Source organism: Gemmatimonas phototrophica (assembly GCF_000695095.2).
Lineage (GTDB): Bacteria > Gemmatimonadota > Gemmatimonadetes > Gemmatimonadales > Gemmatimonadaceae > Gemmatimonas > Gemmatimonas phototrophica.
Window position 1 is genome coordinate 515,778 of record NZ_CP011454.1, and the last position, 24,722, is coordinate 540,499.

Here is a 24,722-nt window from a genome sequence, read left to right on the forward strand (position 1 = left end):
AGACAATCACAGAGAGGAGGGGGTCAGGACCAGCGGTGCCGTCAGCGTAGTGGAGAGCGTGGCGCCCGCCGACAGACAACGTTCGATGGTGTTGTTGCGTGCCGCCGCAATGGTGCCCGCCGCGGCGCCACCCGCGGCCCCGATGACGGCGCCTTTCGTGCCACCGCCCATAACGCGCCCTAGAATGCCACCGATGATCGCGCCGGTAATCACCTTCCCCTGGTCGCTGCCGCCTTTCGACACCTTCCGCTCGGTAACCGCGCCGTCCACCACGCGCACCGTGCCCTGGGCAGGGTAGAACTCTCCATCCACCTGCACCCCGCGCAGTCGGAACGACATCTCACCCGTCGTGGAATCGACCCGCGCCAGCTCCACCAGCACCGGGGTCCCCGCGGCCAGCAACGCGCCATCCGGGCTGGTCACTTCCCGGTCGAGTGAGACAACAAAGCGGTCCCCCGGCCGGTTGGCTAACGAACAGATGGCGGCGTTGGTGGCGCCGCTGAGTTGCACCCCCTCGCCAATCATCCGACCGCGAGGCACTGGCGCTGGCGTTGGCGCCTCGGCCACCGGCGTTGGGGCCGGTGTGGGGGCCGGGATTGCGGCGGTTGGTGCCGGGAGCGGCGCCGGCGCGGGGCGTGGGGTGCGCGGGGCAGCCGGTGCTGGCGATGGCACCGCGACGGTGGGGCGCGGCGACGGGCGCGGCGCGTCCGGCAGCGGCAGCGGGGCCGACGGCGAATTGCTCACCGCTGTATCGCCAATGGCCACGTTCGGGGTGGCCGACGACGCCAGCGTGAGGTCGCGTGACAACGCGGAGTCGATGGCCGCCGAGCGCTCAGGGCGCGCATCGCCACAGGCGGCAAGCAGCGCCCAGGCGCTGAAGCCTGTCGCCACGCGATATACCAAGGCCCGCCGCGGGGTCAACACTCGAGGAAGTTGCGCCATGGACTGGACGATAGTCGGAAAGAGGAGTGCTCCGCCATGCTTTCATGGGGGGCGCCCTCCCGGTTGTGTAAACATTCTGTCGGGTATCGTACGCCCGCGCCCGGTCCGCGTTCCCCCATTATTCGCTTTACTCGCATGCGCTTCACCGATGTCGACGTGACGCCGCCGCCCACGGCGCAGCACGTGTTCATCGCTCGTCAACCCATTTTCGACGGGCGCGACAGGCGCGTGGCCTACGAGCTGCTCTACCGGGCCAGCCGGGAAGCCACCCACGCCTACGTCGGTGATGTATCCCCCGCGCTGATGTGCGGGGATACGGCCCTGCATGCCCTGCTCTCCATTGGCCTGGAGAAGTTGACCGCCGGGACGCGGGCGTATGTGAATGTCACGGAAGAGCACCTGCTGGGGGAGCTGTACAAGATCTTTGACCCGGCTGCGGTGGTGCTCGAACTGCTCGAGACCGTAGACGGGTCACCGGCTGTGGTAGACGCCTGCCAGCGGGCGGTGGCCGACGGCTACACCCTTGCACTCGACGACTACGACGGCCGTGCCTCTCTGGACCCACTGCTGGCGTTTGCGAAAATCGTGAAGGTGGACGTGCTGGCCACTCCCGATATTCGCACGCTGGCGCCCATGGTGGCGGCGCTCAACGCGCGTGGCATCACGGTGCTCGCCGAACGGGTGGAAACGCAGGAGGCTCTCGCCGCCGCGCGCGACGCCGGCTTCGCGCTGTTCCAGGGGTACGTCTACAGTCGCCCGGAAACTCTGGACGGTCGCGCGGTCAATGTGCAGCAGGCCACCGTCTTTCACATCATGGCGCTGCTCAACGAACCGGACGCCACCGACGGAGCGCTGGAAGAGGCCTTTCGCAGCCACCCGTCGCTCTCCCTCTCGCTCCTCCGCATCGTCAACTCGGCGTCGTTCGGCGGACGCGGCGTGGATTCCATTCCGTATGCCATCCGTTTGGTGGGGCGCGAGGCCCTGTCGCGCTGGATGCTGATCATGCTGGTGGCCAGTGTCGGATCGCGCAGCCCGGTGGCGCACGAGGCCGTCATGGAAGCACTGGTGCGTGGTCGCTTCTGCGAAACGGTGACGGCCCAAGGCGCCAGTGGCGACCCGGCGGCGCGCTTCCTCGTTGGGCTGCTCTCGCGCATGGATACGCTGCTGGGGCTGCCCATGGCGCAGGTGCTGGAGCGTCTGCCGGTGAGCAATGATGTCAGGGACGCGCTGCTGGAGGGCACGGGCCCGCACGCTGGCGTCCTGCGGTTGGCTGACGCCTACGAAAGCGCCGAGTGGGCCATGGTGGACATGCTGGCCACCGACACGCAACTCTCTTCGCTTTATGCGGAAGCGGTGACCTGGGCCAACGAACGGTTGGCCAAGATCACTAGCTGAGCCTCTCGCGGCGCTCGCGGCCTCACATCAGGCCGCGTGCGGCCTCAGTAATTCCGCTTGATCGGCGTGGCGATATCCGCGACCATCGAATCGGCCTTCTGCGCCGCCATCCCCGCCGCACTGCCGGCGGCCTCCGGTGTGTTCGTATAGGGGAGCAGAATGGAAATGCGGCGGTTGGCAGCGGACAGCGGATCGTCGGGCACGCGCAGCTTGGTATCGGCATAGCCGCGCACTTCCACTACGCGCTCCGGCGCCACGCCGGTGGACTGCAGCACGCGACGCGCGGCATTGGCGCGGTCGGCGGATAGCTCCCAGTTGGTGTACGCCGCATCGGCGCTGAACTTGGCCCCATCCGTGTGGCCTTCCAGCACCACCGACTGATTGATGGTGGCCAGCTCGGAGCCCACCAGCTGCAGCGTCAACATCGTGGCCGCGTTCATGCGCGACGAACCGTTGGGGAAATACACATCGCCACGTCCGGATTCGACCAGTTCGATGCGAAGGCCCTCGCGGGTCACCTGCACATCCACCACCGCGTTCAACTTCTTCAGCGAATCGCTGGCCGCGAGTTTGTCCAGAATGGTCTTGCGGATGTTCTCGAACGTTTTCTGTTCCGTCGAGCGCACAATCATGCGCATCGGCGTCTTCTGAATGGGATTGGGCGCGCTGCCGGTACTGAGTGGGCTGGAGCCGGCTCCGAAGCCTTTCTTGTAGCCGACGGGATTGGCGAAGTAGCCTTCGATGGCCTGCTTCGTCTTGTCGTCCATCCCAAGAATCCACATCACCATGAAGAAGGCCATCATGGCGGTCACGAAGTCGGCGTACGCCACCTTCCATGAGCCGCCGTGGTGTCCGCCACCACCGGCGACCTTCTTCTTGACGATGACGATCTTCTTGCCGCCGCGCGCCGCCATGGTTTAGGCCGCCTTCTTGCGCGTCAGCTCTTCCAGTTCCGTGAAACTCGGGCGTTCGTGCGGTTCGATGTTCCGCCGCGAGAACTCCACCGCCGTCATGGGCGCATCGCCGCGGGCGAAGCAGAGCAGCGCGGTGCGAATGCACAGCATGTAGTCGTGCTCGGCGTGCAAGCGCATTTCCATGGCCTTGGCTACCGGTCCGAATACGCCGTACGCCAGCAGAATGCCGAGGAACGTTCCTACGAGGGCGGCGGCCACTTTTTCGCCGATTTCCGAGGCGGCACCACCAATCGAGCCCATCGTGATGATCACGCCGAGCACGGCGGCCACGATGCCGAAGCCGGGCATGGCGTCACCCACGGTGGTGATCGCGTGAGGGGCCAGCATGCCCTCGTGGTGGTGCTTGTCGAGGTCCGTATCGAGGATATCGGCCAGGTTGTGGTCTTCGACGGTACCGGTGAGCAGCACCTTGAGCGTGTCGCATAACAGCGACAGCGCGTGGTGATTGTTGAGGAACGACGGATACTTCTGGAAGATGTCGCTCCCTTCCGGATTTTCGATGTGCGACTCCAGACCCACCAATCCATCCTTGCGGGCCTTCTGGAACACCTCGTAGAGTACCTGCAACAATTCCGCATACGCTTTCGCGCCGTACGGGTTAGGCTTGAGCAGCCCGAGCAACTGGGCCATGCACGCCTTCAGCACGGCAGGCGGGTTGGCAATGATGAGGGTGCCGAGGCCGGCGCCGCCAAGAATCAGGAACTCGTTGGGCTGATACAGCACGGCGAGGTCACCATGGTGCATGACATAGCCACCGATGACAGCGCCGAACACAACGACCAGGCCGATGATGACGAACACGGGGAATGTCCCGGGAAGCGAGTGGGGGATTCAGTGAGTGGCGAGCCCGGGCAACCGCGAGGTGCGGAGCACTGGCTCGCCATTCATGACGATCTGTTGCGCGGATTGGCGCACGCCATCAGCAACCGGCTCGCCACCATCACGGCGGCGGCGGGCGTGCTGGATGTGAGCGAGACGCCCGACCCGCGATTCCTGGACGGTCTGCGCAGCGATGCCGACCGACTCGACGGACTGCTGACGCTCCTGCGTCAACTCCCCCGACGTGCCGATGCGGGAGTGGAGCCCATGCTGCTGACCGACGCCCTGCAGAGTGCCATTCGGCTCGTGGAGGAGCACGCGCTCATGCGCGGCCGGTCCGTTGCCACGGTGCTCACGGGCGACGTGATGCCCGTGCGGGCGGAACCCGGCGCCGTGCTCCACGCGATGTGTGTCGCGCTGCTCGCGGCGGCCCGCTTGGGGACGGGCGCCATTGTGGCCGAACTCGAGACCGTCGGTGACGAGGTGTGCTTCGTGGCGCGCCCGGACCACCGAGGCGAAAAGCCCGCTGAGGACCTGCTCGAGCACGACGTGAGCGCGATCCGCTGGCTGCTGACGGGAAGCCAAGGGCGAAGCGCCCCCCTGACGGATGGATGTGCGCTGTATCTGCCCACGCTTCAGGCGTCGCGGCGTCGTCCCGGTTGACATCAGCCCTGCGCCTCAGGTGCGGGCGCTGGTGTCGCCACGGGCAGCGTGGCGGGTGCCAGGACGGACGCGCCGGATGTTTGTGGCGCGCCCAACGCGGCCAGCCAGTCGGCGCCTACCGGCGAACTGGCGGCGCGCTGATTCTCCTGGGCGACCTGTTGCGCAATTTCACCGCGCAGAATCTTGACGTCGCTGGGCGCTTCAATGCCAATGCGCACGCCCCCGCGGTCGCAGGACACGACCACGATACGGATTCCGCCGTCAATGAGGATGGAGTCGCCTTCACGGCGTCCGAGAATAAGCATCGTCAGACCAGACTGATCAGGGTGTCCAGCATCTCTTCCGCGGCTTTGATCATTTTCGTGGCCGCCTGATAAGACTGCTGTACGCGCAGCATGTTCACGAGCTCTTCGTCCGTGTTCACACCGCTCACAGACTGGCGACGCAGGTCGGCCTGATCGGTCAGACCGGCCGCCACGGCAGCATCATCCGTGGCCGACGACGTCTGAATGCCAAGCCGCGTCACCAGCCCGCGGAAAAATCCAATGAACGAGCCGGTTTCCGTGGCACCGGACGGAGAGGTCCACGTGACCGTGGCATCGGTCATGCGCAACGACGACAATCCCTGCGCAACCCCGTTGTCGGTGGGCCCATTCACTGATCCCGACGCGGCAATCCTGGAAGGGTCACCAGCGACTACGCTATGCAGCTTGAGACTGGCCGCCGACACCGGCGCTGCCAGTGTGCCGGGATCAAAGAAGTTGCCCGCTGCCGTCCCGGGGATGGTGGTACCGTTGAACGTGTAGCCACTGGTGTGCAGATCGTTGACCGCCGTGGCCAACTGATTGGCCATGGCATCAAGACGCCCGCGGGTATTGGGAATTTCGGTGTTCAACACCGTCACCATGGCCGACAGCTCGCCGGCCAACGGCGCCAGTCGATCGGGCGAACTCCCCAGGCGAATTCGCACCGGGACATCCGTGAGCGGCGTAGCCGGGAGCGGATTGGGCGTTTCGAACTGTACCGACAGCGGCGTGGCGGTATCGCCTTCCACCAGCATCGAGTTGCCAATGAGGACCGACACCGAGCCGTTCGGCTGCGGCACCACCCGCGTGCCGGCAATCTTCGACAGCTCATCCAGCTTGAGATCGCGCATATCGCGCAGATCATTCGCCATGTTGCCGTTCGATTCGGCACCCACAATGCGCACATTCAGTTCGGCCACCTGCGTGGCCACCGAGTTGATGCGCTCCACGGTGTTGCTCAGTCGTTCCAGCGTACTGCTGCGAATGGTCGTGAGCTGCGTGTCGTAATCGTTGAAGAGCTGCGCAACCTGTCGCCCGCGCTGCTGTACCACCGCGCGCGCCGCCAGGCTGTTGGGCTGCGCCGACAGATCACTCCACGAGTTCCAGAACTGGTCGAGCGCATTGGCCATGCCGGCGTCGTTCGGTTCGCCAAACACCGATTCCACCTGCGAGAGCAGGTCGCGGCGCATGGCCGCGTCACCGGACAAGGTGTTGGAGGAGCGGAACGACTCATCCAGCAGAATGTCACGCTTGCGAGTGATGGTGGACACGTTGACGCCGGTGCCCACATTGCCGTACGGGAAGCGCACCGGCGTGTTCGCCGACAGCACGGCTTCCTGACGCGAATAGCCAGGCGTCTCCGCGTTCGCGATGTTCTGCGATACGGTCTGGAGTGCCGTCTGGTGCGTGAGGAGCGCGGTGCGCGCGATGCTGAACAGGCCGGAGCTCATGGGTCAGACCGTCCGGTTGACCAGCACGCCACGCGGGGCGCCGGTCGTGGGCGGCACGACGCCTTCCGAGGCGTACGTGGACGGACTGGCCGGCGCACCGACCAGCGTGCGCACATGCGTGTCCGTGGTGGTCAGCGCTTCGCGCAGCATCTTCCGGTTCATGCCCACCTCGCGGGTCAGCATGTCGGCTGACTGCTGCAGACGGGCGCGCGCGTCGCGGAACCGATCATCTACCAAATCGCCCAGCAATTCCTCCACCTCGCGCAGCGTGCACTCTTCGGTACCGCCCAGCAGCACGTTGAGCTGACGACGGCGCGTCCGGGCCTGCCCCAGCGTGGCGAGGATGCGGTGCGTGGCAAAGGTGCTGTCGTCGACGCCCTGGATGTCGTCGGCAGCAACCGCCGTCCGCTGACGGCGCATCTGCGCGATGAGATCATCGAGCAAGCGCCGTTCGCTGATCAACGCGTCATGGAGCGCGTCGAGCAGTGCCGAGGACTGCAAGCCAACGCGTGACGCGGGTTCGTGTGCGTACAGAGTCGTGGGCGACATCAGCGGGTGGTGTTGCTTGAAGGCGACTGGGAAGACGAGGCCGCGACGCGACCCCGTAACTGGCGATAGACCGACTCGGCGAGACCGCCTTCCCATTGGCTTGGAGTTTCGGCAGCTAGGTGCTGATCCAATAGTCCCGTGAACATGTCTTCTCCGGCGCTGGCTGAAACGATTCCGTCCTGCTGTGGAACGGTTTCGCGCATCGCCTTGAACAGTTGTTGCACAAACAGCCCCTCGAGCTGCTTGGCGGTCTCGCGCAGCTTCTGGTCGGTGGCCTGGTCAATGACCGGCGGCGTGGGCGCCGCGGTGGCGACATTCATGCGGGCGCGGGCTGCGATGGGATCGATCATCGGACGATGATCTCGGCGGTCACGGCGCCCACTTCCCGCAGGGCGGCGAAGATGGCGGCGATTTCGCTGGCGGGAGTCTGCACGGCGTGCAGCGCCGAGGCGACGCGCTGCACCGCAATCCCGGCGGGGAGGCGTACACTTCCGGGAATGGCGGCAGTGTCGTTTGGCGCGAGATTGCCAATGGCGAGGGTAATGGCGCCGTGGCTCACGGTGGCGGCCCCGACCACCATGTCGCCACCGGCTACCACCGTGCCGTCGCGGCCATCAATGATGATGCGCGGTCGTGCCTCAGGTGCAATCGCGAGATCGCGGATCTTCGCCATTGCGACCGGCTTCTGCACCGAGTCGGGAAGCGTGACCATCACCGAGCCTTCGTCTTCCACGGTTGCCGTCTTTTCACCCATGGCGCCGTTGATGGCGGTGGCGATGCGCATGGCGGTCCCGAGATCCGGTTCGCGCAGCAGCAGCCGGGAGTTGGCGGCAATGGTGGGGCGTGGCAGATCGGCTTCGAGCACACCACCGGTGGGAATACGGGCGGCGGTTTCGTGCGTGGGCTGGTAGCGGGTGGTGGAGCCGCCCTGGCTGATCAGCATGGAGCCCTGCGCCGAGGCGAGGGGCGGCCCATTGGGGTCGGCGACCAGCGGCGTCATAAACAGTGTCCCGCCGCGGAGCGACCGGGCATCACCCATGCTGGAGACCTGCACCTCAAAGCGGCCACCGGCGCGCAGGAAGGGGGAGACCTCAGCGGTTACCAGCACTGCGGCCACGTTGCGCATGCGGATCAGATCGGCCGGCACTTCCACGTTGAAACGACGCAGAATGTTGATCACGCTCTGCACCGTGGGGCCGCCGGTCTGACCGCCAATCGCGCGGTCGCCCGTGTTGTCGAGTCCCACCGCCAGCCCATAGCCCACCAGGCGTACCGGGAGGGCGCCCTCGGCTGACGTGAGGTCGCGGATTTTGATGTCATTCTGGGCGCTCGCCGTGGTGGGCATGAGCAGCAACAGGACGGAGGCGGCAACGACGGTACGCACGAGGGCCTTCGCGAGACGCGTGGTGTAGTGGGCGAGCATGGGCGTAAGCAGAGAGAGCAAAAGCGACGCGGTCACGGCCACACGATCCCGAGCACCTTGCTCACGATGCCCTGCTTGGGTTTGCCGAGCGGTCCCGGCGAGGCATAGCCGAGTTGGACATCGGCCACGCGGCTGGACTCGACCACGTTGGAGACGGAGACATCCTGCGCGCGCACCCAGCCGGTGAAGACGATGTCCTGCATGGCCTTGTCCACGTCGATCTTCTTGGTCCCCTTGACCTGCAGCAGGCCGTTGGCGCCCATGGCCACCACGCGGACGCTCATCTCGTTCTGAAAGCGATTCTCACGACGGGCCTGTCCCCGCTGCGTCTGATCGGCCGAGTTGCGGGCGTCGATGTTGACGTTCTGCGAGGACGACGGCAGACGTGCACTGAGCCCGAAGCCGCGATTGCGGGTATCCTGCGCGGTATTTTCTTTCACCGCCGTACTGATGGTATAGTCATCCACCAGCACCGTGATGATGTCGCCTACCGCGAACTGGCGACGGTCGGACACCCAGCCGTTGCGCACAGGAATGGCCGATGTCGCGGTCGTTGCAGCGGCGCCGGAGGCGGGCGTCGCGCTGGCCGTGGCGGGCGGAACCGCGCCCGTAGCCGGTGGTGCGGCCTGCGCAATGAGCGCCGCAGGCCAGAGCACGAGGGCCAGTGGAGTGAGCAGCCGTGAGGTAAGACGCTGACGGGACATGACAGTCTCAGCGGAGGCGAACAGTGTTCGGCGCAATGGCAACGCCATCAAGCCGGCGAGTACGATTGATGCGGACGCCCACCGGGGCGCCGGCGGTGGCGGTGTTGGTCGCGACACCGTTGATGACCAACGTGATCGGACCATCCTGCCAAATGGCTTTGACCGTGGCGCCACTCTCGATGAGTGGCGCTGGCGACACGGCGGGTGCGCGAAGCACTTCGCCGGCCATGATCGGGCGACGGGTGACCCACCCCGGCAACGCGCGGGTGGTGTCGGGCGACTGGCCGTTCCAGCGCCAGGTGATGATCGTGTCCACGACCGCAATGTCGGTGAGCTGCAGCGCTTCGCCGCGCGCCAACGCGCGCGTGGCCACGGTGAGCGATACGCGACGCTGATCGCTCTTGAGCGGCGTTGCCGCCGCCGTCTGTGCGTGCAGCACGAACGGCAGTACCAGCAGAGCGCCAAGCGCCACCAGATGCCGGGACACGAACGACATGGTCAGTTCACGATGTTGTTGGCGATCTGACCCATCTCGTCGGCCGTCTTGATGGACTTGGAGTTGATTTCGTAGGCGCGTTGCGCCGCAATCATCTCCACCATTTCCTGGACGATCTCGACGTTCGAGCCTTCGAGGCTGCCTTGCTGCAAGCGTCCCATGCCTTCGTCGTTCGGGAAGCCCACCACCGGCTGCCCTGACGCCGTCGTGGGCGCGAGCAGATTCTGGCCGAGGTTGAGCAGACCGCTCGGGTTGGCAAAGCGCGCCAGTTCGATGCGACCGATTTCGGTGGGCATGATCTCATTGCCACGGCGCACGCTGACGACACCCGTATTGGAGATCGTGAGTTCGGTGCCGTCGCCCGGAATGCGCACGGGCGGCTGAATGGTGTAGCCGGCGCCGGTGACCAGCACCCCCTGATCGCTGATCTGGAAGCTGCCGTCGCGCGTGTAGCCCAGCTCGCCGTTGGGGAGCTGCACCTGGAAGAAGCCTTCGCCTTCAATGGCCACGTCGAGATTGCGCCCCGTCTGTTCAATGGGGCCTTGTTCGTGCAGGCGCTGCACGCCCGAGAGGCGCGTGCCACGGCCCACTTGAATGGCCGGAAGCGTTTCGGCTTCCGTGCCGCCAATGACCTGGGTGCCCTGAATGGTCTGGTAGAGCAGGTCTTCGAACTGGGCTCGGCTGCGCTTGAAGCCGGCCGTGTTCACGTTGGCAAGATTGTTGGCAATGACTTCGGTACGGGTCTGCTGCGCCATCATGCCGGTAGCGGCGGCGCGAAGTGCTGGATCCATGGGTCAGGTCTCCTTAGACGGGCTTGGCGAGGTCGTTCACGGCAATCCCGCGCGCCGCGTCAATCGTGGACAGGGTCTTCTGGGCTGCCTGGTAGCGATGCAACACGCTCAGCATGTCGGTCATCGCCGTGAGGGCATTCACATTCGATTCCTCGAGGAAGCCCTGTTTGATATCACGATCCTCAGGGGCGATGGCCTTCCGGGTCGCATCGGGGACGAACATCGTGCCCCCTTCGTGCTGGAGATCCGCGCCGCTGGCCACCGTTTCGACGCGCAGCCGCGTGAGCGGCTTGCCATTCACTTCGATGAGGCCGGCCTTGTTGATCTCAACCTGTCCCGGCGGGATGGAGATGGCTCCGCCGTCGCCCAGCACGGGGTTCCCCTTTTCATCCACGAGCTGCCGTTCGGCGTTCAACTGGAAGCTGCCGTTGCGCACGAGGCGTTCACCATTCGGGGTCTGCACCACGAAGAAGCCGTCGCCGTTGACCGCGAGGTCGAACGGGTTGTGCGTCTGGGTGAGCGTCCCCGGCGTGAGGTTGACCGCCGTATCAGTGGCCGCCAGCGCATTGCCCATGAGGCGCGAGAAGGCGGTTTCCGCCTTGAAGCCCTTGGTGGAGGCGTTGGCGAGATTGTTGGCGAGCACGGCCTGTCTGCGTTCCAGCATCTGGAGCGCGGAAGCGGCACTGCTCATTCCGTTTGTTTGGACGGGACCTGGCATGTCGTGGTCGGGAAATGGGTACACGAACTCACCAGGGGGAAAAGCAACGGTCGGGCCAAACGGCGCCCGACCGGAAAGATTTTCGTAAGTTGTTTGTTTGTAATAATTTAGGATCGCATCCCGGCAAAAGCTGCCGTCAACGAAACGCGACACCGGCACGGCAATTCGTGCCGCTTCCCCCTTTGCCCGGTCGGCTTTGCCGTGCCGTTACCGAGTGGTGCCGATTTCCAGCAGCATGGAGACCGCGTCCAGGGGCAGCCCGGTTTTCCAGGCAATCTCGGTGGGGGCCGCGCCGGCCGCCGCCAGCGCCCGCACAGCACGTGGCGTCCGACTGCCGCGCCCGCCCAGCTTGATCGTGGGTGCCGCCGCTGCCGCCCGGTGCCCTCCTGATAACGTGGCTCGCTTACTCCGCCGCTTCCGTATGGACGCCAGCCCCCGTCGCCCGGCATCGATGAGCAGCACCAGCCCCGCCGCGCCTCCCAACGCGGCAAAGGCTATAAACCGCTGCTCACGCGACACGTTCGGCGACATGAGAAACGCGCCGACCACCAGCCCCAGGATCGTGACGCCAATCCCCAGCGCCGCCACCTGCAGTCCTTCTTTCAATGCCTTAGACATAGTGCGATCCCCCCGGTTCGCGAATCAGACGTCACGGAGCGGCTTGAGCTCCACGCGCAGCTTGCTCAGCGCCTTGCTGCGAATCTGCGACACCCGTGACTCGGTGAGTTCGAGCACCTTGGCGATCTCGTGCAGCTTGAGCTCTTCGAAGTAGTAGAGCGACAGCACCACCCGCTCCTGCTCCTTGAGACGGAGAATGGCGTCTTTGAGGTGCGACACTTCCTGCTCGTGGGTCAGCGACTCTTCCACGTCACCATCGAGTTCGCTGGTGAGCGTCTCGGCCGGCACGGGCGACGTATTCTCGCGGTCACCCGGGGCCCGATCGAGCGGAATGTGGTGGGCGCCTTCCACGTCGGCCTGCCAGCGCCAGAGCGTATCGAGATCCACGCCCAGCTGTTCGGCGAGTTCGCGATCTTCCGGCGCGTGTCCATGGACGCGCTGGTAGGCCTCACGGGCGGCCGTGATCTCGCGCGTCTTGCGGCGGATGGAGCGCGGCACGTGATCCTGCTTGCGCAGCTCATCGAGAATGGCCCCGCGAATGCGCGGGGCGGCAAACGTGCTGAACGCCAGACCGCGCGTCGCGTCAAATCCTTCCAGTGCGGTCATGAGGCCAATGGTGCCGGCGCTGACCAGTTCATCAAAGTCCGCCCGCACCGCCAGCGTGCGCGATACCTGCCGCGCGACGTGGTGCACAAGGCCCAGATGTTCTTCCAGCAGACGGTCGCGGGCGACCTGATTGCCGGCCTGGTACGACTGCCAGAGCTTCGCATTCATGGCGGTGGATGCTGAAGGAGTAGCGAGGGTCACGGTCAAGCTCCGGAACGGGAGAGGGGGCGAGCCGCCAATACGCGCATCACGACATCGTGAGCAGCGATGGCCGCTGGCGATCCGGCAGCCGCATCGGGGAAGGGCATCCCGGCGCGGAGCGCAGCATCGAGTGTGGGGTCGGCCGGAATGGCTCCGGCCAGGCGCAGTGTGAGTCCCAGGAACTGACGGGCACCGGCGTCGATGGCGTCGTAGCAGCGAGCGGCGTCGCTGCCTTCATGCCGATTGACGAGCACGTCCACGGGAAGGGCACTGTGCCGCTGCACCACGGCCTTACACAGTGCGTAGGTCGCCGCGAGTCCTACCGGATCACTGCCGGCAGACACCGCCACGAGTCGTTCATCGGCGTGAGGCGCGATCGCGCCCAGCACCGTTTCCAAACGGGCCCCACAGTCCACCACCACAAGGTCCATTTGCTCGGCGAGGGCACTGACCCGACGCATGCACGCCTTTCGCTCCACCGCATTCATGGGTGTGGAAGACGTGTCACCAGCGAGTCTTGGCGCACCGCCGGCAACCAACGTGAGCGTCGCGCTCACGGGGGTGGCGACATCCTGCGACGTGGCGCGACCGCCACGCAAATCCGTCCAGCTGGCCCGTGGCACGACGCCAAGGGTCAGGGCCAACGGTCCTACAAAATCATCGGCGTCCACCAGCAACACGCGCTTACCTTCACCGGCCGCGCTCACGGCCAGTAACGCTGACAGCAACGTGGTCCCCGACCCGCCGCGTCCGCTGGCGATGAGCAACGTGGGCGTACCACCCCCTTCGGCGCCGCGCGCCGTGCGTGCGGCACGGACGGCATCGGCCTGTGAGAGCGTTGCAACCCCACGTGGCGGAGACATGAGCTGCGCAGACATCAGGCCGGCATCCAGTCAGACTCGGCGTCCGCCGAGAGACCCCAGGTGCGCAGGAGACGTGGGACGCCGGGCTTGAGATCGGCTGGCACATCCTGTCCGTCGGTGATCCAGCGCGTGGGCATTTCGAGCGACAGCGCGAGATCGGTGACCCCACGCTCACTGGGCACTTCGTCCAGCTTGGAGATGAGCAGGTGCGTGGTGCCGCAATGCGCCCGCGAGGACGCATAGGCGCGGCTGATATCCACCGCGAGATCGGCGCGCAGCGACGCGGGGAGCACCAGATGCACTTCGTCGGGCGCGATGGTATCCAGCAACGACCGCCACCGCTCGGTGAGTTCGGCGCTGGCGGGGCTACGGCCCGGTGTGTCAATGATGATGACATCGCACTCCTGCGAGAGGCGCTTGATGGCGCTCTCCACTTCGCGCGCGTCATACACCACTTCAAACGGGACGTTGGCGAGCTCCGCATAGGTGGCCAACTGTTCCATGCCGCCCACGCGATACGTATCGATGGTGAGTAACCCCGGACGCGCGGCGCCAAACATGCCGCGACGCACGGCCAGCTTGGCGGCGGTGGTTGTCTTGCCGGCACCGGTGGGCCCCACCAGCGCAATGCAGTATGGACGACCGTCGGCCTTGCGCAGTGTGGTCGGAAGTGGCTTCGGCTCCAGATGTCTGCGCACCGCATCAATGGCGTAGCTCGGCGCGGCCAGCACTTCCACCATGGGCACGCCACCATCGCGCACCGTGCGCGAGTGCAGAATCATGACATCGTCGCCCAAGGTGCGGCGGGCCCGATCGGCCACGCGCGACAGGTCGGCGCCCCGAAAGCGTTCGGCGGAGGTGAGATTAGGCATTGGGCATCTCCCAGGTTGCAACACTGCTCAGGGTGATCTGCGCGGGGAGCTCGGCGAGCGAGACCACGGGCAGGCTGGGCAGCACCGGTTCAATGAGGCGGCGCACACCCACGCGCAGTGACGGCGGGGTGATGAGCGGCATGGGGCGACCATCCACGGCGTAGGTGGTGGCGAGGTTGTTGAGGTCGCGCAGCATGGCGGCCAGCGATTCGGGGGTGAGCACCGGCGCGTTGGGCTGCGAGTTGCGCGGTGAGAAGAGCCCCAGCAACGCACTTTCCAGTCGCGAGCCAATCGTGATGCCGCGTACGGTGCCCGTCTGGTCGGCAAAGAGCCGCGCAATGACGTTGGTGAGCGACTTGCGCACCACTTCGGTGAGCGCTTCCGGATCCTTGGTAGCTTCCGCGCCGTCGCCAATGGCTTCGAGAATCGTGACGAGATCGCGAATGGGCACGCGCTCGCGCAGCAGGCGCTGCAACACGCGATGCAGCACACTGAGCGACACCTTGCCGGGGATGATTTCTTCCACCAGCGCCGGGTGCGATTTCTTGAGCGTCTCCACCATCTCCTGCACTTCCTGGCGCCCCAGCAATTCGGCGGCGCTACCCTTGAGCGTTTCCAGCAGGTGCGTTGCCACCACCGTGGTGGGTTCCACCACGACATAGCCCAGCGCTTCGGCTTCAGCACGGCGCGCGGCGGCCACCCACCGCGCCGGCATGCCAAACGACGGATCAATGGTTTCCATGCCGTCGATCTCGGCCACGACGCCGCCGGTGTTCAGGGCCATCATGAAGCGCGGCAGCACTTCGGCGCGCGCCACTTCGGAGCCGCGCAGCTTGATCACGTATTCGTTGGCCGGCAAACGGATGTCGTCGCGAATGCGAATGGGCGGTACCAGAATGCCCAACTCCAGCGCAGCCTGTTTGCGCAACAGTGAGATGCGCTCCAGCAGATCGCCGCCCTGACCTTCATCCACGAGCGGAATGAGCGCGTAGCCCACTTCCAGTTCGATGGGATCGATCTGCAGCAGATCATGCATGGGATCGGGGGCGGCTGGCGCTTCCGTGATTTCGCCGGTGGTCGGCGTCATCACGAGCGACAGCGCTTCACGTTCCTTCACTTTCTTTTCCGACACCTTGGCCAGCGTCGCCGCACCGGCGGCCATGGCGAGGAACGGAAACATGGGCAGGCCAGGGATGAGCGAGAACGCCAACAGCACACCGGCCACCATCCACATGGCGCGTGGCTGCGATCCCAGCTGCGTGCTGAGCGCGGACCCCATCTTCTCACTGCTCGTGGCCGCGGTGACCATGAGACCGGCCGCCGTGGAGATGATGAGCGCCGGCACCTGCGACACCAGGCCATCACCCACGGTGAGGAGGGTGTACGTGCTGGCCGCCTTGCCGATGTCCATGCCACGCTGGATGACACCGATGAAGATGCCACCCACGATGTTCACGATCACCACGAGGATGCCGAGAATCGCGTCGCCCTTCACATACTTGGAGGCGCCGTCCATCGCGCCATAGAAGTCGGCGGTGCGGGCAATTTCGTCACGACGGATGCGCGCATCCTTTTCGTCGATCAGGCCGGCCGACAGATCGGCGTCAATGGCCATCTGCTTGCCGGGCATCGCATCGAGGGTGAAGCGCGCCGCCACTTCGGCAATACGCCCGGCACCCTTGGTGATGACGATGAAGTTGATGCCGATCAGAATGAGAAAGATGACAATACCGACGGCGTAGTTGCCGCCGATAACGAACTGCCCAAACGACTCGATGACCTTACCCGCGTGCGCTTCCGTGAGAATGAGGCGCGTGGACGAGACGTTGAGCCCAATGCGGAAGAGCGTCAGCAGCAGCAGCAACGCCGGGAAGCTGCTGAAGTCCAGCGGATTGGTGGTTTGTAGCGCCACCAGCAGGACGACCAACGACGAGCCGATGGATGCTGCGAGAAACAGATCGAGGAGCGTAGGCGGCAACGGCACGATGATCAGCGCCAGGATCGTGACGACGACCAGCGCGAGGGCGAACTCGGCGACCTTGCCCTTGAGGGCGACCGGGGCGGGCAGGGCGGAGGTGGTCATGCGGCCACCGTGCCGCGCCACTTGCTGCCAAACCGTTCACGCTGGCGCATGACGAAGGCCAGCACTTCGGCAACGGCGAGGTACATCTCCACCGGAATCATGGTTCCCACTTTGGCGACTTTGATCATGGCGCGGGCGAGGGGCTTGTTCTCGATCACGGGGACCCCGTGCTGAAACGCGAGCTCCTTGATGCGCTGGGCGATTTTACGTTCGCCCAGCGCGACGATGTACGGCGCCGGCGCGACGGCCGGGTCGTACTTGATGGCGATGGCGATGTGCACCGGGTTTACCACGACGACGTCGGCGGTTTTCACGGCGGAGAACATGGCGCGGCGGATACGCTCGCGAGCGAGGGCCCGACGGCGCCCTTTCACTTCGGCATTGCCTTCCTGCGCCTTGCCCTCTTCCTTCACTTCCTGCTTGGTCATCTTCAGGTCTTCATTGGTCTTCCAGCGCATCCAGCCGTAGTCGGCGAGCGCGAGGACCAGGAACATCATGCCCGCGTTCTTCATGAGCGCGTATCCGTACTTCTGCATGAGCTCCATGAGCGACATGGGCGAGGTGTTGAGCGCCAGCCCCTGAATGTCAGGCCACGCCTCGGAGAGCGTGGCGTATACGGCGTAGCTCACGATGGTCATCTTGAGCAGCGCCTTGGCCATCTCGATCCACCCCTGCGTACCGATCAGGCGGCCCACGTTGCTGAGGGGATTGAGACGGCTGAACTTGGGTTCGAGTGTCTTCGTGGTGATCAGACCACCGGTCTGCATGGCCTGTACGCCAATGGCGATCACGGCGAGTGATGCCATGGCGCCAACGGTCGCCACGATCACACGGAAGCTCATGACCTGCAGGTAGGTGATGAGCCCCGGGCCATCGTGCGAGGCGTCACCGGCCTGCGACAGCGTGCCGCCCATGGTATCCATGAGGAAGCGCCAGAGCGGTGGCCAGGCGAACGAGAACACCATGAGGGAGCCGAGCAGGAACGCGGCGGTGACGAACTCGGGGCTCTTCGCGATCTGTCCTTTCTCGCGGGCGTCCTCGAGTTTTTTACCAGTAGGTTCCTCTGTTTTTTCGCCGGAGTCGTTGTCGGCCATGGTTAGCGCCTCCCCGCCAGCTCAGGGGCCAACTGCGCCGCCCGAACAAAAGAGTCTACGGTGAGGCCATAACCGGTGGTCCATTCACCCAGCGCCTGCACAACCAGTCCGAGCGAGCCGGCAAAGGTGAGCAGACCAATGCCGATTTGCAGCGGAAAGGCCAGGCTCATGACCTGCAGCTGCGGCGCCGCGCGACCGAGGACGGCCAGCGCGAGGTTGGTGAGCAGGACTGCGGCAATGACGGGCGCCGCGAACTGCATGCCGCTGGCAAAGATCGTGGTGCCCGCTTTGACCAACTGCAGGAAGCCCTGGTCGAGGGCGAGCGGGGCGCCCAGCGGCATGACCGCGAAGCTGCGCGACACGGCCTGCAACATGAGGATGTGCCCGCCGGCAATGAGCAGCAGGGTGATCGTGAGCAGCTGCATGAACGACGCGAGCAACGCACCCTGCGTGTTGTTCACCGGATCGAAGATCGCGGCGCCGGAGAGGCCGATGGTGTTGGTGGCCAGTTCGCCGGCGAATTCCGCGCCGGCCACCACCACGGCGGCGGCGAAGCCCAGGGCGAACCCGACCGCGGTTTCGGTGAGGAACGTGGCCGGCGTAATGGCGAGCTGCGCGCGGTTGGCGGTTTCCAGCGCGCTGGGGAGCAGCATGACGGAGAAGATCACGAGCAGCGCGGTACGCAGCCGCATCGGGACCGACTTGGCCGACCAGGCGGGCGCCACGAGCAACAGTCCGCCCACCCGCAACGCCGTCAGCACGAGGGCTGTGGCGACACCGGGAGCGAAGAAGTCGGGGAGACCGAAAATCGGCGAGTTCACTGGAGCGAGCCGGGAGGAGAGGGTTCGCTCAGGCGACCATCGCGGGAATGCCGCGAATGATCTGAGTGGTGAACTTGATGAGGATCTGCAGCAGCCAGGGGAGCCCGACGATGAAAGCCCCGCCCACGAGCACGAGCTTGGGGACGAAGACGAGCGTCTGTTCCTGGATCTGCGTGACCGACTGGATGATCGCGATGACCAGCCCGACGCCCAGTGCAATGAGCAACAGGGGCGCGGCGATCATGAGGGCGGTCATGATCGCGTCGCGGGAGAGGTCGATGACGAGCTGATGGGTCACGGTGTGTGGCTTCAGGAAATGGAGAGTGCTGCCGACACCGGAAAAAGCAGGGTTGGTGCCAGAATGCCCCAGTTCGCCGAATATCTTGTAAGTCATTCATTGATAGGTGCTTACGTGCTGCTGTGCAGCGCTGGCGCACCAGTCGTCTGAGGGTCGGCATCGGCAAAGATTGCCGAGTGCATCGATGCGACCCGTATCACCAAAAGTGCGGGCGGCAAATGCTGCATGGTAGGTCAGTTTGACCGATAGGAAGTTCTTGCACGCCATCGGTGGGGGTAATGCGAAACGGGCCGCCCGGAGCAATCGCCCCGTTCGGCCCGCGTTCGTTGTCGGTGACAGATCCCCCCGGACAGCCACCAACTCCCACAGCCTACGTCCAACGTCCATCGTCCAACGTCCTGCGCCCTGCGCCCTGCATCCTGCGTCCTGTCTCTACTTGAAGCTCTGTACCAGGCTGGTGATGGTCAGACTCCACCCATCCACGAGCACGAACAGCAGAAGTTTGAAGGGAAGCGAAATCATCGCCGGTGGCAGCATGAACATGCCCATGCTCATCAGCACACTCGCCACCACGGCGTCGATGATGATGAAGGGCAGGTAGATCGCGAAGCCAATCTGAAAGGCGGTGCGCAGCTCACTGGCCACGAAGGCCGACATGAGGACATGCAGCGGCACATCGTCCACGGTGGCGGGGCGCGGCATGCGACTGAGTTCCACGAACGTCTTCACGTCCGACTCGCGTGTCTGGCGCAACATGAATTCGCGCATGGGCTTCACGCCTTCTTTCATCATCTCCACCTGACTCATCTTGCCGTCGAGCCAGGGGGTAATGGCGGTGCGATTCATTTCGCTCAAGGTGGGTCCCATGACGAACCCGGTAAGCAACAGCGCCATGGCGGCCAGCAGCTGACCAGGTGGGGCGCTTTGGGTACCCATGGCCTGCTTGAGAAACTGCAGCACAATCAGGATGCGGGTGAATCCCGTCATCATGAGAATGAGCGTGGGGAGGAGCGTGAGCAGCCCCATCATCACCACAATGCCCACGGTGCCGTTGAGTCGGAGGCCGCCGTCCTCGCCGTTGCCGCCGAGCTTCACATCCATCTGCGGCATCATGCGCATGATGGCGTCGTCGGCGGCGATGGGGGCGGGCGATGCGGCCTGCGCGGTACGCTTGGGGTCCTGCGCGGAGTCCACCACCATGGCGTTGGTGGGGCGCCGGGCGGCCGCGGCCTGCGCGGTCAGGTCGGCGCCATTGCCCGGACGGGGCGCCCGTGGCGCCACCGGGGCTCCATTGTTGATGATGCGCGCCGGCTGGCCCTTGGTGATGGGGGCCAGAGGCGGCAGATCGAGTGGCGGCAGGTCGATGACCGTTGGCGCCTGCGCCGCCGTAGCGGGCGTGCTGGCTGTCGCGGGTGTGGCGGCAGGCGTCGCGGTGACGGCGGGTTGCGTGACGGGCGGTGTTGGCGGTGCGGCCTGTGCCGTCAGTTGCGAGGCCCCTGAGAACAGCAGGAGGCCGGCCAGGGCGACCAGGCGTGCGGCGGCCGAATAGGTGACCGGGGCGCCGTGGCGCGTGGTCAGTGGCGCGGTCAGGAAACGCGGAATCTCCGACCGTTCGGCGAGCGAGAAGGGGGCTACCGTGACGACGGGCGCCGACGCGGGCGCCTCTACTGCGGGAGCCGCCGTCGTCGTCACGGCCACTGGTGCTCCGATGACATCCTTCGCGATGGCCTTGCCCAGCATCGTGCCGAAGCGGGTCGCCATCCCTTCCCCTGGCAGCGTCGGGCTGAGCGACGCGAAGGCCGCGGTGGCTTCCGCGCTGGACGCCAACGGCTGCGGTACGGTGCTGCTGGCAATGATGCGCTGCCGATCGGATTCCTCGAGTTCAAAGAGGGGGGTCACGGTGCCGTCGCAGACGGAAAGCGCGACGACCTTTTCGCCCACGCGCACCACGGTAAGGCCGGTCTTGGGGCCGAGCGGCACACGCTGCACGACCTCAACGGCCACGCGCGATTTGGGCCCAAGCGCGCCAGTGCCCCAGCGCTTGAGTGCCCAGAGGCACACTGCGCCAAGACCGAGCACAAAGGCGAGGGCCGCAACAACCCCGAGAACGGCGGTCAGCATGAGACAGCTCGAAAATTCAGGTGGTGGGCGGCACGTAGTCAGTCATCGTGCAGCTCACGCGGCGTTCGCCGCGCTGGGGGCACCGGCGTTGGCCAACACCCGGGTGATGCGCACCCCAAAGTGTTCACCAAGTACCACCACTTCGCCTTCCGCGAAGCGGCGTTCGCCCACGTAGATCTCAATCGGCTCGCCGGCAAGGCGGTCGAGCTGAATCACGGAGCCGCGACCGAGGCGCAGAATCTCCTGCACCATCATGCTGGTCCGCCCGAGTTCGATGGAGACGGGCAGCGTGAGGTCGAGCAACATGCCAATGGGCACTTCGGTGTTGCCCAGCATCGTCTGCTCGAAGTCCGTGAACTGCGGAGCCCGCGCCGCGGGCGCCGCAACGGGCGCGGCACCGCCTTCGTTCAGCGAGGACAGTGGCTGGCCGGCTGCTTTGGCGGCCTGAGCGCTGGCTACCAGGGCATCAATTTCAGCGGGATTCATGAGCGCGGGGAGTCTGGAGTCGAAGCGGAGGAGGGGAGCGCGTCCACGATGCGCACCGCGAGATTGCCGTTCACGCGACCCGCGTGACCGATAAAGCGTTCCTGCGAACCGGCGCGCACAATGACGCGCGCGTCCTTCGGAATCCCGGTGGGGATGATGGTGCCTTCCACGATCTGCGCGATGTCGCGCATGGCCAGCTGAAAGTCGGGCAGGCGAGCGGTGAGCGGCACCTTGGTGGCGCGCAGAGCAGCTTCACTGCGCAAGCGGGTCTGCTCGCGCTCCTGCTCGTTGGTGGCCAGCAACGCCATACGCTGTTGCCCACTCGAGGTGAAGAACTTGTCCAGCACCGAGAAGGGGAGGCACAACAACACCAGACTGCTCACGCTCCCCGTGCTGAATTCCACGTTGGCCACCAGTACCGGATCTTCCCGGTTCACCACCTGCAAAATTTCCGGCGACGACTCAAAACCCGTGATGTTCAGTTCCATGGGCACATGGTCCTGCCAGATCTCCTGCAGCAACGACGTGACCCGGTCGGCCACACTGCGCACCGCCATGCGTTCAATGGGCGTCAGCGCGCGTGTGAGCGGCGTGCCCGTGCCCTCCCCACCGAACAGGCGGTCCACGATATATGTGCTGAATTCGGGGCCAATGTCGATAACGCCCTTCTGACCGGTGCCCTGAATGTCGAAAATGAACGACGAACACGGCATCGGGAGGGAGAGCGTGAACTCGCCGAACGAGAATTGCTCCACGCTCTGCAGGCGCACTTCGATCTGGCCGCGGACGCGCGAGATGAGCCAGGCTTCCAATCCCTTCACGAGGCGTTCGTACATGGCCTCGAGGGTGCGCAAGCGCTCCTTGGAGACGCGGTGCGGACGTCGGAAGTCGTACACCTGCACATCGAGCGCCGCGTTGGAGAACGGGGTCCCGACGGCGGCGTTGCCGGCCGTCCGGTTACCACCGCCCAGCAGGCGATCGATGTCTGTTTGCGAAAGGGTTTCCGAGCTCATCGCGTAGTCTGGTGGCTTACTGGACGACGAACTGGGGGAAGTACAAACTCTTGACCGCCTTCTTGCCGAAGCGCCCGTTGATGGCACTCACCAGCTCCGTCTTGAAGCCGTCACGACGGGAAATTTCCGTCAGCTCTTCCACGGTCTTGGTGCCCAGCGCGGTCAGGATGATGTCGCGCAGCTCGGCGTCACGCGTCTTGAAGTCTTCGCCGGCCTTGGCGTTGCCCACCTCAATGGCCACCGAAAGCAGCAGGTAGCGTGCGCCACCACTGGCGGCCGGATTGAGCACGAGGTTCTCCAGCAGATGCACGGCGGCCCCCGCTTCGCCTTCCTTGGCCGCCCCTTCGCCCTCCGCGGGCGCGCCATGATCGCCTTCAGCGTCTTCTTCCGATGGAGCCTCGCCATGCTCGCCGGCAGCGGCCACCACCGGCGTGGCCTTGCCCATCTTCTTGGCCACCATGGGGCCGACAAACACGGCGCCGGTGGCACCACCGACCAGAAGCCCCACGGCCACCATGCCAATGAGGACGGGGAGCTTGGGCTTCGCAGCGGGTGCGGCGTCAGCAGCAGGAGTTGGTTCGTTAGCCATGGAAAGAACGGACTAGGGTGAATTCGACAGTCCCCTAGAAAGCAGTGTCCGTGCCAACCGCACCGCTCATCGGCGAGTTGTCCGTAAAGTATTGTTATTGAACACTTTACGGGCGAATGCGGCAAAAAGGACCGCTTGGGTGCGGGAGGGCTTGCCCCCGGCAAAAAGCGCAAAGCGCACATACGTCGGCAGAAAATGCCGGGCGCTGATTGCTCATTCAACCAACTCAAGAGCATTCCAATTTATGGTAAACGCACGACGCGGGAGCCCCTCAGGGCCCCCGCGCCATCACTCAGTCAGCGTTACCGCTTGATGCCCATGAGCTCCTGCAGGAGCTCGTCGCTGGTGGAGACCACCTTGCCGTTGGCCTGGAAGCCGCGCTGCGCCACGATCATGTTCGTGAATTCCTGCGCCAGATCCACGTTCGACATTTCGAGCGCACCGCTGGTCATCTGCGACTGCGACCCTTCCAGCGCAAAGCCCAGCACGCCGCTGCCCGAGTTGGCCGATTCCTGCAGCATGTTGTCACCGATGCGGAGCAGACCCGACGGGTTGTTGAAGTCGGCGAGCACGATACGGGCGAGCGGCGACGTCGTGCCGTTCGTGAAGAAGCCCGTGATGAGCCCGAAGCGGTCAATCGAGAAATTCTGCAACGTGCCGGCCGTGTAGCCGTTCTGATCGCGCAGCACGGCGGTGGAGGCCGTGGAGGCAAACTGCGTGATACCGTTCACGCCGCCACCCAAGCTGAGGTCGATGCGCACGGGGTTGGCACCCGGCACCGCGAAATTGAGCGAGGCAATGACGTCCGTATTGAGAATACCTGCCTGGTCGAACGTGAACGTCCCGCTGTTTTCACTGGCCGTGGCGGTCGTGGGGCTCATGAAGTAGCCCACGCGAATCATGGAGTTGGACGGCATGTTCGACGTGAACTGCACGGCCGGCGGCGGGCCCGCCGAAAAGGCGAAATCGGCCGGTGACACGTACTCCACACCAGTCGTGCTGTACACCTTTACGTTGGCATCAAGGATTTCGTACCCGGCCGGCGGCGTTGGCAGCTCGATGTCGCCCGGCGGAGAGGACCCGTCCGTTTCCACTTCAAAGGTCTGCGCCGAGGCAATGGGATCAATCTGCCAATCCCACGAGTTCGGGCCCGTCTTCCACATCTGCAGCTTCACGTCGTGCTTCGTACCCTGCGAGTCGTACACACCGATTTGCGTTTCCGTCCACGCCTTCTCGTTGATGGGATCGGCGCGCACCAGCGGATCGGAGAAGTCGCCCTGAAAGACCGGGGCTGAGGCGTTGAGGTTGCCGGCGAGCGTCGCTTCGGTGGTGGGCTTGGCCGACACCTTCTGACCGAACGGCAACTTGATGTCCTGAATACCATCCAGCTGCAAGCCGTTGTTGTACATGCGGCCCTGCACGATGAAGCCGTTGGCAGGCGAAACGAGCTGGCCTTCCGCGTCTACCTGGAAGTTGCCGGCGCGGGTGTAAAAGCTCTGGTTGCCCTTGCGGACCACGAAGAACGAGTCGCCCTGAATCGCCACGTCGGTGTTGAGACCGGTGGTTTCAAGATTGCCCTGATTGAAAATCTGGTCGATGGATCCGATCTGCATACCGAGACCGATCTGCACCGGGTTGATACCACCCTGATCGCCAGGCGGACGGCTCGCGCCCTGCAGCAACTGGGCGAACCCTTCCTTGAAGGTGACGCGACCGGCCTTGAAGGCCACCGTGTTCACGTTGGCGATGTTGTTACCGATGACGTCCATGCGCACTTGGTTGTTGCGCAGGCCGGAAACGCCGGCATAGAGGGAGCGAAGCATGTGT

General features: G+C 65.0%; 27 protein-coding genes. 2 read left to right on the forward strand and 25 right to left on the reverse strand.

The features are described 5' to 3' along the window. Positions 1 to 6: 6 nt before the first annotated feature. On the reverse strand, positions 7 to 942 hold the full coding sequence (locus GEMMAAP_RS02245; RefSeq protein ID WP_145978959.1) for a hypothetical protein: 936 nt from the start codon (positions 940 to 942) through the stop codon (positions 7 to 9). Positions 943 to 1,077: 135 nt separating this feature from the next. Between GEMMAAP_RS02245 and GEMMAAP_RS02250 the strand changes: the two genes are divergently transcribed. Further along, positions 1,078 to 2,337, forward strand: a complete 1,260-nt coding sequence (locus GEMMAAP_RS02250; RefSeq protein WP_026849251.1) for an EAL and HDOD domain-containing protein — start codon at positions 1,078 to 1,080, stop codon at positions 2,335 to 2,337. A 44-nt stretch (positions 2,338 to 2,381) separates the two neighbouring features. Here the strand turns inward: GEMMAAP_RS02250 and GEMMAAP_RS02255 are convergent, their stop codons facing one another. After that, positions 2,382 to 3,251: a flagellar motor protein MotB gene (locus GEMMAAP_RS02255; protein WP_053333967.1), complete on the reverse strand. Its 870-nt coding sequence runs from the start codon at positions 3,249 to 3,251 to the stop codon at positions 2,382 to 2,384. 3 nt (positions 3,252 to 3,254) lie between these two features. Next, positions 3,255 to 4,112, reverse strand: a complete 858-nt coding sequence (motA, locus tag GEMMAAP_RS02260; protein WP_026849252.1) for a flagellar motor stator protein MotA — start codon at positions 4,110 to 4,112, stop codon at positions 3,255 to 3,257. A gap of 33 nt (positions 4,113 to 4,145) precedes the next feature. Between motA and GEMMAAP_RS02265 the strand changes: the two genes are divergently transcribed. Then, a complete protein-coding gene (locus GEMMAAP_RS02265; protein WP_026849253.1) occupies positions 4,146 to 4,793 on the forward strand; it encodes a nitrogen regulation protein NR(II) in 648 nt (215 codons plus the stop codon). 2 nt (positions 4,794 to 4,795) lie between these two features. Here GEMMAAP_RS02265 and GEMMAAP_RS02270 read toward each other — a convergent pair whose 3' ends face one another. From GEMMAAP_RS02270 to GEMMAAP_RS02380, 22 genes are all read right to left on the reverse strand, one after another. Next, a complete protein-coding gene (locus GEMMAAP_RS02270; RefSeq protein WP_075071391.1) occupies positions 4,796 to 5,098 on the reverse strand; it encodes a carbon storage regulator in 303 nt (100 codons plus the stop codon). A 2-nt stretch (positions 5,099 to 5,100) separates the two neighbouring features. Then, positions 5,101 to 6,549: a flagellar hook-associated protein FlgK gene (gene flgK, locus GEMMAAP_RS02275; protein ID WP_026849254.1), complete on the reverse strand. Its 1,449-nt coding sequence runs from the start codon at positions 6,547 to 6,549 to the stop codon at positions 5,101 to 5,103. A 3-nt stretch (positions 6,550 to 6,552) separates the two neighbouring features. Next, on the reverse strand, positions 6,553 to 7,098 hold the full coding sequence (locus GEMMAAP_RS02280) for a flagellar protein FlgN (protein ID WP_026849255.1): 546 nt from the start codon (positions 7,096 to 7,098) through the stop codon (positions 6,553 to 6,555). Then, positions 7,098 to 7,448 carry a rod-binding protein gene (locus tag GEMMAAP_RS02285; protein ID WP_053333968.1) on the reverse strand — a complete coding sequence of 117 codons (351 nt, stop codon included), beginning with the start codon at positions 7,446 to 7,448 and terminating at the stop codon, positions 7,098 to 7,100. Before GEMMAAP_RS02285 ends, GEMMAAP_RS02280 begins: the two co-directional genes overlap by 1 nt. Then, positions 7,445 to 8,557, reverse strand: a complete 1,113-nt coding sequence (locus GEMMAAP_RS02290) for a flagellar basal body P-ring protein FlgI (protein WP_145978960.1) — start codon at positions 8,555 to 8,557, stop codon at positions 7,445 to 7,447. Before GEMMAAP_RS02290 ends, GEMMAAP_RS02285 begins: the two co-directional genes overlap by 4 nt. Next, positions 8,554 to 9,225, reverse strand: coding sequence for a flagellar basal body L-ring protein FlgH (locus tag GEMMAAP_RS02295; protein ID WP_026849257.1), 672 nt, complete (start codon positions 9,223 to 9,225; stop codon positions 8,554 to 8,556). Before GEMMAAP_RS02295 ends, GEMMAAP_RS02290 begins: the two co-directional genes overlap by 4 nt. Positions 9,226 to 9,232: 7 nt before the next feature. Then, the gene (gene flgA, locus GEMMAAP_RS02300; protein WP_026849258.1) at positions 9,233 to 9,721 is read right to left on the reverse strand and encodes a flagellar basal body P-ring formation chaperone FlgA; all 489 of its coding nucleotides are present in this window, start codon (positions 9,719 to 9,721) and stop codon (positions 9,233 to 9,235) included. 2 nt (positions 9,722 to 9,723) lie between these two features. Further along, on the reverse strand, positions 9,724 to 10,512 hold the full coding sequence (gene flgG / locus GEMMAAP_RS02305; RefSeq protein ID WP_026849259.1) for a flagellar basal-body rod protein FlgG: 789 nt from the start codon (positions 10,510 to 10,512) through the stop codon (positions 9,724 to 9,726). Positions 10,513 to 10,525: 13 nt separating this feature from the next. Next, positions 10,526 to 11,203 (reverse strand): flagellar hook-basal body protein, encoded by a 678-nt coding sequence (locus GEMMAAP_RS02310; RefSeq protein ID WP_053333969.1) that lies wholly within the window; start codon positions 11,201 to 11,203, stop codon positions 10,526 to 10,528. A gap of 234 nt (positions 11,204 to 11,437) precedes the next feature. Then, complete coding sequence (locus GEMMAAP_RS02315) at positions 11,438 to 11,848, reverse strand: hypothetical protein (protein WP_043580162.1); 411 nt, start codon at positions 11,846 to 11,848, stop codon at positions 11,438 to 11,440. Between the two features lie 24 nt (positions 11,849 to 11,872). Then, complete coding sequence (locus GEMMAAP_RS02320) at positions 11,873 to 12,655, reverse strand: sigma-70 family RNA polymerase sigma factor (RefSeq protein ID WP_145978961.1); 783 nt, start codon at positions 12,653 to 12,655, stop codon at positions 11,873 to 11,875. 2 nt (positions 12,656 to 12,657) lie between these two features. Continuing rightward, positions 12,658 to 13,533 (reverse strand): MinD/ParA family ATP-binding protein, encoded by an 876-nt coding sequence (locus tag GEMMAAP_RS02325; protein ID WP_026849261.1) that lies wholly within the window; start codon positions 13,531 to 13,533, stop codon positions 12,658 to 12,660. Continuing rightward, positions 13,533 to 14,390 (reverse strand): flagellar biosynthesis protein FlhF, encoded by an 858-nt coding sequence (locus tag GEMMAAP_RS02330; RefSeq protein ID WP_053333970.1) that lies wholly within the window; start codon positions 14,388 to 14,390, stop codon positions 13,533 to 13,535. Before GEMMAAP_RS02330 ends, GEMMAAP_RS02325 begins: the two co-directional genes overlap by 1 nt. Further along, positions 14,383 to 16,473, reverse strand: a complete 2,091-nt coding sequence (gene flhA, locus GEMMAAP_RS02335) for a flagellar biosynthesis protein FlhA (protein WP_053334032.1) — start codon at positions 16,471 to 16,473, stop codon at positions 14,383 to 14,385. The genes GEMMAAP_RS02330 and flhA overlap by 8 nt, the downstream gene beginning before the upstream one ends. Continuing rightward, the gene (locus GEMMAAP_RS02340) at positions 16,470 to 17,567 is read right to left on the reverse strand and encodes an EscU/YscU/HrcU family type III secretion system export apparatus switch protein (protein ID WP_026849263.1); all 1,098 of its coding nucleotides are present in this window, start codon (positions 17,565 to 17,567) and stop codon (positions 16,470 to 16,472) included. The genes flhA and GEMMAAP_RS02340 overlap by 4 nt, the downstream gene beginning before the upstream one ends. A gap of 2 nt (positions 17,568 to 17,569) precedes the next feature. Continuing rightward, positions 17,570 to 18,388 (reverse strand): flagellar biosynthetic protein FliR, encoded by an 819-nt coding sequence (locus tag GEMMAAP_RS02345; protein ID WP_026849264.1) that lies wholly within the window; start codon positions 18,386 to 18,388, stop codon positions 17,570 to 17,572. Positions 18,389 to 18,416: 28 nt separating this feature from the next. Continuing rightward, complete coding sequence (locus tag GEMMAAP_RS02350; RefSeq protein WP_238588173.1) at positions 18,417 to 18,782, reverse strand: flagellar biosynthetic protein FliQ; 366 nt, start codon at positions 18,780 to 18,782, stop codon at positions 18,417 to 18,419. 336 nt (positions 18,783 to 19,118) lie between these two features. Next, positions 19,119 to 20,807 carry a flagellar type III secretion system pore protein FliP gene (gene fliP / locus GEMMAAP_RS19920; RefSeq protein ID WP_082820996.1) on the reverse strand — a complete coding sequence of 563 codons (1,689 nt, stop codon included), beginning with the start codon at positions 20,805 to 20,807 and terminating at the stop codon, positions 19,119 to 19,121. A gap of 54 nt (positions 20,808 to 20,861) precedes the next feature. Beyond that, positions 20,862 to 21,293 carry a flagellar motor switch protein FliN gene (gene fliN / locus GEMMAAP_RS02365; protein WP_026849267.1) on the reverse strand — a complete coding sequence of 144 codons (432 nt, stop codon included), beginning with the start codon at positions 21,291 to 21,293 and terminating at the stop codon, positions 20,862 to 20,864. Continuing rightward, complete coding sequence (locus GEMMAAP_RS02370) at positions 21,290 to 22,306, reverse strand: flagellar motor switch protein FliM (protein ID WP_026849268.1); 1,017 nt, start codon at positions 22,304 to 22,306, stop codon at positions 21,290 to 21,292. The genes fliN and GEMMAAP_RS02370 overlap by 4 nt, the downstream gene beginning before the upstream one ends. A gap of 16 nt (positions 22,307 to 22,322) precedes the next feature. After that, a complete protein-coding gene (locus GEMMAAP_RS02375; protein WP_075071392.1) occupies positions 22,323 to 22,895 on the reverse strand; it encodes a flagellar basal body-associated FliL family protein in 573 nt (190 codons plus the stop codon). Positions 22,896 to 23,197: 302 nt separating this feature from the next. Then, positions 23,198 to 24,718: a flagellar hook protein FlgE gene (locus GEMMAAP_RS02380; RefSeq protein WP_043580166.1), complete on the reverse strand. Its 1,521-nt coding sequence runs from the start codon at positions 24,716 to 24,718 to the stop codon at positions 23,198 to 23,200. Positions 24,719 to 24,722 lie beyond the last annotated feature (4 nt).

Bases quoted from the DNA above. Each gene is read 5' to 3' on its own strand.
- GEMMAAP_RS02380 (WP_043580166.1), bottom strand. From the start codon at position 24,718: ATGCTTCGCTCCCTCTATGCCGGCGTTTCCGGCCTGCGCAACAACCAA.
- GEMMAAP_RS02280 (WP_026849255.1), bottom strand. From the start codon at position 7,098: ATGTCGCCCACGACTCTGTACGCACACGAACCCGCGTCACGCGTTGGC.
- flgK (WP_026849254.1), bottom strand. From the start codon at position 6,549: ATGAGCTCCGGCCTGTTCAGCATCGCGCGCACCGCGCTCCTCACGCAC.
- flhA (WP_053334032.1), bottom strand. From the start codon at position 16,473: ATGACCACCTCCGCCCTGCCCGCCCCGGTCGCCCTCAAGGGCAAGGTC.
- GEMMAAP_RS02245 (WP_145978959.1), bottom strand. From the start codon at position 942: ATGGCGCAACTTCCTCGAGTGTTGACCCCGCGGCGGGCCTTGGTATAT.
- flgA (WP_026849258.1), bottom strand. From the start codon at position 9,721: ATGTCGTTCGTGTCCCGGCATCTGGTGGCGCTTGGCGCTCTGCTGGTA.
- GEMMAAP_RS02340 (WP_026849263.1), bottom strand. From the start codon at position 17,567: ATGGCCGACAACGACTCCGGCGAAAAAACAGAGGAACCTACTGGTAAA.
- GEMMAAP_RS02330 (WP_053333970.1), bottom strand. From the start codon at position 14,390: ATGCCTAATCTCACCTCCGCCGAACGCTTTCGGGGCGCCGACCTGTCG.
- GEMMAAP_RS02325 (WP_026849261.1), bottom strand. From the start codon at position 13,533: ATGTCTGCGCAGCTCATGTCTCCGCCACGTGGGGTTGCAACGCTCTCA.
- GEMMAAP_RS02250 (WP_026849251.1), top strand. From the start codon at position 1,078: ATGCGCTTCACCGATGTCGACGTGACGCCGCCGCCCACGGCGCAGCAC.
- flgG (WP_026849259.1), bottom strand. From the start codon at position 10,512: ATGGATCCAGCACTTCGCGCCGCCGCTACCGGCATGATGGCGCAGCAG.
- GEMMAAP_RS02255 (WP_053333967.1), bottom strand. From the start codon at position 3,251: ATGGCGGCGCGCGGCGGCAAGAAGATCGTCATCGTCAAGAAGAAGGTC.
- GEMMAAP_RS02370 (WP_026849268.1), bottom strand. From the start codon at position 22,306: ATGAGCTCGGAAACCCTTTCGCAAACAGACATCGATCGCCTGCTGGGC.
- GEMMAAP_RS02295 (WP_026849257.1), bottom strand. From the start codon at position 9,225: ATGTCCCGTCAGCGTCTTACCTCACGGCTGCTCACTCCACTGGCCCTC.
- fliP (WP_082820996.1), bottom strand. From the start codon at position 20,807: ATGCTGACCGCCGTTCTCGGGGTTGTTGCGGCCCTCGCCTTTGTGCTC.
- GEMMAAP_RS02285 (WP_053333968.1), bottom strand. From the start codon at position 7,448: ATGATCGATCCCATCGCAGCCCGCGCCCGCATGAATGTCGCCACCGCG.
- GEMMAAP_RS02375 (WP_075071392.1), bottom strand. From the start codon at position 22,895: ATGGCTAACGAACCAACTCCTGCTGCTGACGCCGCACCCGCTGCGAAG.
- GEMMAAP_RS02350 (WP_238588173.1), bottom strand. From the start codon at position 18,782: ATGACTTACAAGATATTCGGCGAACTGGGGCATTCTGGCACCAACCCT.
- GEMMAAP_RS02270 (WP_075071391.1), bottom strand. From the start codon at position 5,098: ATGCTTATTCTCGGACGCCGTGAAGGCGACTCCATCCTCATTGACGGC.
- GEMMAAP_RS02310 (WP_053333969.1), bottom strand. From the start codon at position 11,203: ATGAGCAGTGCCGCTTCCGCGCTCCAGATGCTGGAACGCAGACAGGCC.
- GEMMAAP_RS02315 (WP_043580162.1), bottom strand. From the start codon at position 11,848: ATGTCTAAGGCATTGAAAGAAGGACTGCAGGTGGCGGCGCTGGGGATT.
- fliN (WP_026849267.1), bottom strand. From the start codon at position 21,293: ATGAATCCCGCTGAAATTGATGCCCTGGTAGCCAGCGCTCAGGCCGCC.